At 73.7% G+C, this 7,964-nt stretch carries 6 protein-coding genes and 2 pseudogenes; 6 read left to right on the top strand and 2 right to left on the bottom strand.

The window, feature by feature from the left end; all coding sequences use genetic code 11:
* The 3 genes from MCBG_RS17735 to MCBG_RS17725 all read left to right on the top strand — a co-directional run.
* On the top strand, positions 1-852 hold an 852-nt coding region (locus MCBG_RS17735; protein ID WP_084789566.1), incomplete at its 5' end, for a GNAT family N-acetyltransferase.
* On the top strand, positions 845-1,033 hold the full coding sequence (locus tag MCBG_RS17730; RefSeq protein WP_069088086.1) for a toxin-antitoxin system HicB family antitoxin: 189 nt from the start codon (positions 845-847) through the stop codon (positions 1,031-1,033). The genes MCBG_RS17735 and MCBG_RS17730, both read left to right, overlap by 8 nt.
* Positions 1,034-1,172: 139 nt before the next feature.
* Complete coding sequence (locus tag MCBG_RS17725) at positions 1,173-2,120, top strand: zinc metalloprotease (protein WP_043327180.1); 948 nt, start codon at positions 1,173-1,175, stop codon at positions 2,118-2,120.
* Between the two features lie 51 nt (positions 2,121-2,171).
* On the opposite strand, the gene MCBG_RS17720 is transcribed toward MCBG_RS17725, so the two are convergent.
* On the bottom strand, positions 2,172-3,851 hold the full coding sequence (locus MCBG_RS17720) for a DNA repair helicase XPB (protein WP_043327178.1): 1,680 nt from the start codon (positions 3,849-3,851) through the stop codon (positions 2,172-2,174).
* Positions 3,852-4,037: 186 nt separating this feature from the next.
* Here MCBG_RS17720 and MCBG_RS17715 point away from each other — a divergent pair, with 186 nt between their 5' ends.
* The gene (locus MCBG_RS17715; protein ID WP_043327176.1) at positions 4,038-4,913 is read left to right on the top strand and encodes a L,D-transpeptidase family protein; all 876 of its coding nucleotides are present in this window, start codon (positions 4,038-4,040) and stop codon (positions 4,911-4,913) included.
* A 125-nt stretch (positions 4,914-5,038) separates the two neighbouring features.
* Positions 5,039-5,275 (top strand): hypothetical protein, encoded by a 237-nt coding sequence (locus tag MCBG_RS17710; protein ID WP_030503577.1) that lies wholly within the window; start codon positions 5,039-5,041, stop codon positions 5,273-5,275.
* 4 nt (positions 5,276-5,279) lie between these two features.
* Here the strand turns inward: MCBG_RS17710 and MCBG_RS17705 are convergent.
* Positions 5,280-7,743 (bottom strand): annotated as a pseudogene (locus tag MCBG_RS17705) (helicase-associated domain-containing protein).
* Positions 7,744-7,780: 37 nt separating this feature from the next.
* Here MCBG_RS17705 and MCBG_RS34210 point away from each other — a divergent pair.
* Positions 7,781-7,964, top strand: a pseudogene (locus tag MCBG_RS34210) (HAD family hydrolase); the annotation flags it as partial.

Below are 7,964 nucleotides of genomic sequence, written 5' to 3'. Positions count from 1 at the left end.
GGGACGGGTGCGCTTGTGTGGCGGGAAGTCGGCGAGGACGACCTGCCCGCGTTGACCGGCCTGGCGCAGGCGTGCCTCGCCACTGACGGCGGGCTGCCGCTGTTCGGGCGTACCCCGCTGGTGCGGGCGCGGCTGCTTCAGGCGCGTACCCACGGGGCGTGGTCCGGCGGCGACCTGGTCGCGGCCGTCGGGGTCGGCGCCGGGCGGACGCCGGCCACCGCCACCGGCCTCGTGCACCCCGCGTGGCGCGGGCGCGGGCTCGGCGGCGCGCTGCTCGACTGGGCGGAGAAGCACGTCGGCGACGCTGGACTGCTGGTCACCACGGAGACGTGGAACGCGGGCGCGGAGGAGTTGTTCGCCAAGCGCGGCTACACGCGGACGTTCCTGGAGTGGGTGCTGCGGCACGACCTCGACGCGCTGCCCGAGGTCACCGCGCCGGACGGCGTCACAGTGGAGCCCGCCACGCTGGGACTGGAGCTGTTCGCCACCTACCGCGCGTCGTTCGCCGACCGGCCCGGCTTCGTGGAGCCGGAGGCCGACGAGTGGCTGGGCGACCTGCGCGACGACGAGGACTTCCGGCCGGAGTTGACGCTGCTCGCGCGCGGCCCGGACGGCACCGCGGCCGGCTTCGTCACCGTGCTCGACAACTGGATCGACCAGGTCGGCGTCGTGCCGGGCTGGCGCGGGCGGCGAGTCGGCGCGTACCTGGTGGCGCGCGTGCTGCGGGGCCTCGCCGACGCGGGCACGGACGGCGCGTGGCTCTGCGTCAACGACGACAACCCGGCGGCCGGGCTGTACCGGCGGCTGGGCTTCCGCGACTTCGGCCGCCGCGCCCGCTACCTGCGTGGCTGACCCGGCGCGGGAGGCGATTCCTGCGCGGGCTGGCGGCGCTGAGCCGCTGTCCGAGCGCAGGTACTCGGGCAAGTTCAACCTGCGGGTCGGCGAGAGCCTGCACCGAGAGTTGGCCATCCACGCCGCCGAGGAAGGCATGAGCCTGAACCAGTACCTGCTGAGGAAGCTGAGCGCCGCCTGACCCGTCCGGAGCGGTCCCTGCCGGGGACTGTTGCCGATGCCCATTGACGTGGTCTTATGGCGGGACGACGACGTCATCGATCCGCAGCTTTGACAACCCCGCGTCGGTACTCCTTTCATGCCTTCCGAAAGGTGCAACGATGCACAGGAAACCGACGATTCACCTGGCAGTGCTCGTCGCTGCCGCCGCCACCTTCCTGACCACCGGCGGAGCCCCCGTCGCGGCCACGGCCGCCTCTCCCGCCGCCGCCGAGTGCGAGCCGGGTGCCGATAACCACAGCGCCGCCCGGGTACGCGAGGGCGCCACCGCCAAGGAGCCCGCGCTCTACTCGACGAACGAGGCCAAGGCGTACGGCGTCATCAAGGACTCGCCGCGCCTCGCCAACGGCAGCGTCACCGTGCCGACGGTCTTCCACATGATCTCCGACCACGAGCTGAGCGCGACCGAGAAGGCCCGCTGGAGCACGCTCATCTCGGCGCAGATGACGGTGCTCAACGACTCGTTCGCGGGTCGTACCGCGGCCGACGCCTCGGACACGCCGTTCCGCTTCTCGCTTGTCGACACCACCTGGACCGTGAACAGCGCCTGGTACACGGTGGTGCCGGGCAAGAACGAGCGGGACATGAAGAAGGCGCTCTACACCGGCGACTCCCGCACCCTGAACGTCTACGCGGCGAACATCGGTGACGGGCTGCTCGGCTGGGCGTACTTCCCGAAGGGCTACAACAACGGCCGCGACTACATCGACGGCGTGGTGATGCTGGACGAGTCGATGCCGGGCGGCACGGCCGGCAAGTACGCGCTCGGCGACACGCTCACGCACGAGGTCGGGCACTGGCTGATGCTGGAGCACACGTTCGCGCACGGCTGCTCCGCGTCCGGCGACTTCGTGGCGGACACGCCGCGTGAGGCGGCGCCGCAGTTCAACTGCCCGATCGGGGCGGACACCTGCACCGCGCCGGGGCTGGACCCGATCCACAACTTCATGGACTACACGCAGGACTCCTGCATGAACATGTTCACCCCGGGCCAGGCCGACCGGATGAGCGACGCCTGGGTCGCGTTCCGCGCCAGCGGCAAGGGCTGACCGCGAGACCGGGCGGGCCGCACCACGGCGGCCCGCCCGGCCGCGCGCCGGTCAGTCGACAGTCGGCAGCGTCGGCCCGAGCACGTCGTCGGCGTCCACGATGGTGTATGCGTACCCCTGCTCGGCCAGGAAGCGCTGCCGGTGCGCGGCGTACTCGGTGTCGATGGTGTCCCGGGAGACCACCGTGTAGAAGTGCGCCTGCCGCCCGTCGGCCTTCGGGCGCAGCACCCGCCCGAGCCGCTGCGCCTCCTCCTGCCGGGAGCCGAACGTGCCGGACACCTGGATCGCGACAGCCGCCTCGGGCAGGTCGATGGAGAAGTTGCCGACCTTCGAGAGCACCAGCGTCCGCAACGAGCCGGAGCGGAACGCGTCGAACAGCCGCTCGCGTTCCTTGTTCGTGGTGGAGCCCTGCACGATCGGCGCGTCGAGGTATTCGCCCAACTGGTGCAGCTGGTCGAGGAACCCACCGATGACGAGGACCTGCTCGTCCGGGTGCCGGTCCACCAGGGCACGGACCACCGGCAGCTTCGTGCGGGCGGTGGCCGCCATCCGGTAGCGCTCCTCGGCCTCCGCCGTCGCGTACGCCATGCGCTCGGCGTCGGTGAGCGTCACCCGTACCTCGGTGCACTCCGCCGGGGCGATCCAGCCCTGCTGCTCGATGTCCTTCCACGGCGCGTCGTACCGCTTCGGGCCGATCAGGCTGAACACGTCGCCCTCGCGGCCGTCCTCGCGTACCAGAGTCGCGGTGAGGCCGAGCCGGCGACGGGCCTGGAGGTCCGCCGTGAAGCGGAAGATCGGCGCGGGCAGCAGGTGCACCTCGTCGTAGACGACCAGGCCCCAGTCGCGGGCGCCGAACAGGTCCAGGTGGGTGAACGCGCCGCCGCGCCGCGAGGTGAGCACCTGGTACGTGGCGATGGTGACCGGGCGGATCTCCTTGCGCTCGCCCGAGTACTCGCCGATCTCCTCCTCGGTCAGCGACGTGCGGGCGATCAGCTCCCGCTTCCACTGCCGTCCCGCCACGGTGTTGGTGACCAGGATCAGCGTGGTCGCCTTCGCCTCGGCCATGGCCGCCGCGCCGACCAGCGTCTTGCCGGCGCCACAGGGCAGCACCACCACGCCGGAGCCGCCGGCCCAGAACGCCTCGACGGCTTCCCGCTGGTACGACCGCAGCGTCCACGGCTTGCCGCCGTCCTTGCCGGCCTCGGCCAGCTCGATCGGGTGCGCCTCGCCGTCCACGTACCCGGCCAGGTCCTCGGCCGGCCAGCCCAGCTTGAGCAGCGCCTGCTTGAGCCGGCCCCGCTCGGACGGGTGCACCGCGATGGTGTCGTCGTCGAGCTTCGCGCCGAGCATGCCGGCGAGCTTCTTGCTCTTGGCGACCTCGATCAGCACCACCCGGTCCAGCGCGCGCAGCACCAGGCCGTGCACCGGGTCGTTGGCGAGCTGGAGCCGGCCGTACCGGTCCATCGTCTCGGCCACGTCGACCAGCAGCGCGTGCGGCACCGGGTAGCGGGAGTACTTGATCAGCGAGTCGACCACGCCCTCGGCGTCGTGGCCGGCGGCCCGCGCGTTCCACAGGCCCAGCGGCGTCAGCCGGTACGTGTGCACGTGCTCGGGGGAGCGTTCCAGCTCGGCGAAGGGCGCGATGGCCATCCGGCACGCCTGCGCGTCGGGGTGGTCGATCTCCAGTAGCAGCGTCTTGTCCGACTGCACGATCAGTGGTCCACCGCTCACGCCAGCGTCCTCTCGCATCGCCCGGAACCCCGCTGCCCGGAACCCCGCCGCACCCCGGCTGACCTGCCGGAGGCCGACCAACCAGTGTTGCACGCCGGAGGGCTGCGCAAAAAAGTCCGGCTGGACAGGCAACGTCATACTCGTCCCACACGTCTAGCAAGCGGGACGACTGTCCAGGGAGGGCCCATGCAGCGTGTCCGGTTTCTCGCCCGGGTCACCGCCCTGGCGGTGGTCGTGCTGGTCGGTGTCGGCGCCTGCGCGCTCGATCCGCAGGCGGACGGCGCCGGGGGGAGCACCCCCGGCCCGGTCGGGCTGACGGAGGGAGCATCGGGGGCGAGCGCGTCGCCCACGCCGGAGCAGCCGGTCACGTCCCCGTCGGCGCAGCCGAGCCGGACGGCCTCGCCGAAACCCTCCCGATCGCCGGAGGCGACGAAGACGACGAAACCCAAGCCGAAGCCGAGCGCGTCCGCCGGGTGCCCGCAGGGCGAGCACCAGCGGGCCGTGGAGACGTACCTGACCCGGCTGGGCGGCTTCGGGACGCTGACCGTGGACGGCGAGCAGTCCGCCGCCGACTGCGCCGCGATCAAGAAGTTCCAGATCCGGTACGGCATCAGCCCGTCCTCGGGTCGCGCGGGCCCCACCACGTACGACGTGGCGAAGCGGCTTGCCGCCACCGACACCGCGCGGTGCAAGGCCGGTTCCCGGCTGACGTTCTGCGTCGACCTGACCCGGCAGACGGTCTGGGCGATGCGCGGCGGCGAGGTGGTGATGGGCCCGACAGTCACCCGCACCGGCATGTCCGGCTACGCCACCCCGGCCGGCACGTACACGGTGGGGCGGAAGAACCCGCGCGAGTGGTCCAACCCGTACGAGGTGTGGCTGCCGTACTGGCAGCAGTTCAACGGCGGGATCGGCTTCCACGAGACCACCACGTACCTGCACAACGGCGCGATCGGCTCGCACGGCTGCGTGAACCTGCTGCACCGCGACGCGGTACGCCTGTGGGAGCTGGGTTCGGTCGGCACCCGCGTGGTGGTGATCGGCCGCCGCCCCGGCACCTGAACCGGCCCGGAACCCGCCCTCACCCGTGACCGGACGGCCCGGATCAGGGTTTTAACCCCTGTCCGCCCGGTCCGGCAGGTGCCACTCTGGAAGCCGGGTCCAAGCCGGGACGGGGAGGGACTGCCATGACCGTTGACCAGGACGTGCTTCCCGACGAGGAGCGGACGCAGCAGCAGGAGGTGCCCACGGCGGTCCTGTTCGGCTACGCGGCCGCCGCCGTCGGGGTGTTCGGCTGGTTCCTGTTCGGGCTGCTGGTGCAGCAGCAGGGCTTCGTGGACTCGGTCGGCGAGTCGGCCGGCGCGGCGTTCGCGTTGCTGCTGGCCGTGTCGGTGGTGGGCACGTTGCGCCGCAACGGGGAGTGACGCCTCACTCCTCCAGCACGGCCGCGGTGATCCGGTGCAGCGCGAACGTGTGCAGCATCTCCGTCCGGTCGTCCTCGGCGCGCAGGTAGCCGGCGCCGATAGACACCGGCCGGACCAGCCGGGACGCGGTCGCCCCGTGCGCGTCGACGTAGCCGACCCAGACCAGTGCCTTGTCCCGTACCGCCTGCTGAAGCACCGCCAGCGCGTCACCGTGACCGGGCACCGGGGCGGGACCGCCCGCCGCCGCGCCGCCCCGGACCACCGCCGGGGCCCGCCGCGCCGCCCGGGCCGCCGCGTCGCCCCGGCGGATCTGCTCCACCACGCCGAGCAGACGGGGCATCGGCAGCTTCGGCGTGGCGAGCGGGTCCACCGCGCGGCCGATCCCGGTACGGGCCGGCGCCCGCCGGGTCTTCGGCCGGGCCAGCACCGTCGCTCCGCTGGCGTCCTCGGGCACCGGGGCGTACCCGGCGTCGCGCAACGCGGTGAGCATCCGGTTGACCTGGTACGGCGTGACCAGCACGGTGGGTGCGAGCCGGCGGAACGCCAGCGGCTCCAGGCGCCGGTCGGCCTGCACCTCGGTGAGCAGCGCCTCGTCGTCGCTGCGCACGTATGCGCCGGACGACCCGACGCGCAGCCCGCCGTGCTTACGGGCCACGTCGTCGACCAGATAGGTCAGGCCCTGCGGCACCGGGGTACGGGACCGGCGGCGGAACAGCGCGTGCAGGTCCTCCGCGGTGTAGCCGGCGTCCAGCGCCCGCCGGATGCTGCCCGTGGTGACCCGGTGCACGCTCGCACCGCCCGCCGACTCGTGCTCGGCCACCACGTCCAGTTCGGCGGCGAGCGCCGGGTCGGGCGGGCCGGGCACCACGACTGTCAGGTCGGCCTGCACCAGCACGTGGTCGACCGGGGCGGGCAGCAGCCCGTCCAGCGCGCGGACGGTGGTCGACGGGTCGCCCGACTCGGCGTCGGAGCGCAGCCCGAGCGGGTCGTCGCCGCGTTCGTCGGCGTCGGTCAGCTCGGCGAGCAGCAGCCGCCCGTACGTGGTGAGCGCGCCGAGTCCGGTCACGCCCAGCGAGGCCGCCTCGGCCAGCACCTCCCGGTGCGCCGTCTCCCGCCCCCGGGCCCGCCGGGGCGCGCGCCAGTCCAGCAGTTCCAGCACTTCGTCCGGGGTGGGCGCGGTGCCGGCCGGCAGGTCGGCGAGCACGGCGAGCACCGCACGCCGGGCGGCGGGCGCGCCGGCTCGTTCCGCCTCGGCGGAGAGCACCGAGATGGGCCGGTCCCGGTCGTCGCGCTGCCCGATCAGGCCGGCCTGGCGGGGCATCGACATCCAGGCGCGGGCGAGCTGCTCCCAGCGCTGGGCCAGCGACGCCGCGCGCCACACCTCGTACCCGCCGGTGGGCAGGATCTGCTGGTCGCCGCCGTAGCGGGTGGTGGCCGCGCCGGTCAGCTCCATCTCACCGGTCAGCCCGGCCGCGTACGCGACCTCGAACAGCAGCGCGGTGGTCGTCTCGTCCAGTCCGAGTCCACGGGCGAGCCGGCGCAGGTCGCGGACGCCGATGCCGCCGGAGCGCAGCACCGGGGCCGGCTCCACGATCAGCGCCTCCAGCAGCGCCTCGGTGTGCCGGACCACCTCCATGGTCTGCCCGGCCCCGGCCGAGTCGACGGACTTGACCTCGCGGGGCGGGCCGGACACCACGGGTGGGCTGGTGCGCAGCGGGCCGAGCGGGCCGGAGTCGCGGCGCAGCACCAGCCCCACCTCGCGGGGCAGCTCGACGGTGCCGTTGCGGCCGCCGGACATCCGCACCAGCAGCCGGTGCTCGACCAGCCAGCGGATCGGGGAGCCGGTCGGCGCGCCGCCGTTTACCAGGTCCGGCGGGAGCACGTCCTCGGCGCCGGTCGCGGGGGCCTCCAACGCGCCCGGCGCGACGGTGCCGACCGGCGGTCCGGCGGCGAGCCGGTCCAGGACGGCGCGGGCCGAGGGCGGGGCGGACAGCAGCGTCCGCCGCAGCTTCGCCGGGTCCGCGCAGAGGGCGCGCCACGCGCGGGTCCAGCTCCGCCGCCGGCCGGCCCAGCCCCGCCGGGTACGGGGACACCTCGTCGATGCCCCCGGCCAAGCACAGGTCGTGCTCGGGGCCGTACAGCAGGAACCGGGCCCGGAGCCGGTCGACGGCGGCGCGGACCGCGGTGGGCGCGGGGGGTCGTGGCCCGGCGGTGGCCATGGCCAGGATCTGGTCGGTGGAGGTGGCGCCCTCGGGGCCGCGGGTGAGGCGGGCGGCGTCGAGGATCTGGAGGGTGAACTGGTCCAGCCCGTCGAGCGCCCGGGCCACGGAGACCCGGGACTGGGCGCGCAGGGCGAGGGCGGACACGTCGGCCGGCACCGGTACGACGAGGTCCGGCCGCAGCTGGAGCAGCGCGGCGAGGGACTCGTCGGGGAGGGCCCGCAGGTGGTCGGCGAGTGAGGTGGTCATCGTCGTACCACGCTAGCCCGCTGGGTAGGTTCTCGGCATGCCTCCGCTGATGGTCGGCTTCGACCTCGACATGACACTGGTCGACTCCCGCCCCGGGATCGCCGCCGCGTTCCGGGCGCTCACCACGCGGACCGGCGTGCACGTGGACGGGGATCTGGCGGTGTCGCGGCTGGGCCCGCCGCTGCGCACCGAGCTGGCGCACTGGTTCCCGCCGGAGCGCA

Source organism: Micromonospora sp. M42, from assembly GCF_000568915.1.
In the GTDB taxonomy this organism is placed as follows: Bacteria; Actinomycetota; Actinomycetes; order Mycobacteriales; family Micromonosporaceae; genus Micromonospora; species Micromonospora chalcea.
The sequence above is the reverse complement of the archived record's forward strand: the minus strand, read 5'-3'. Positions and strand labels throughout refer to the sequence as shown.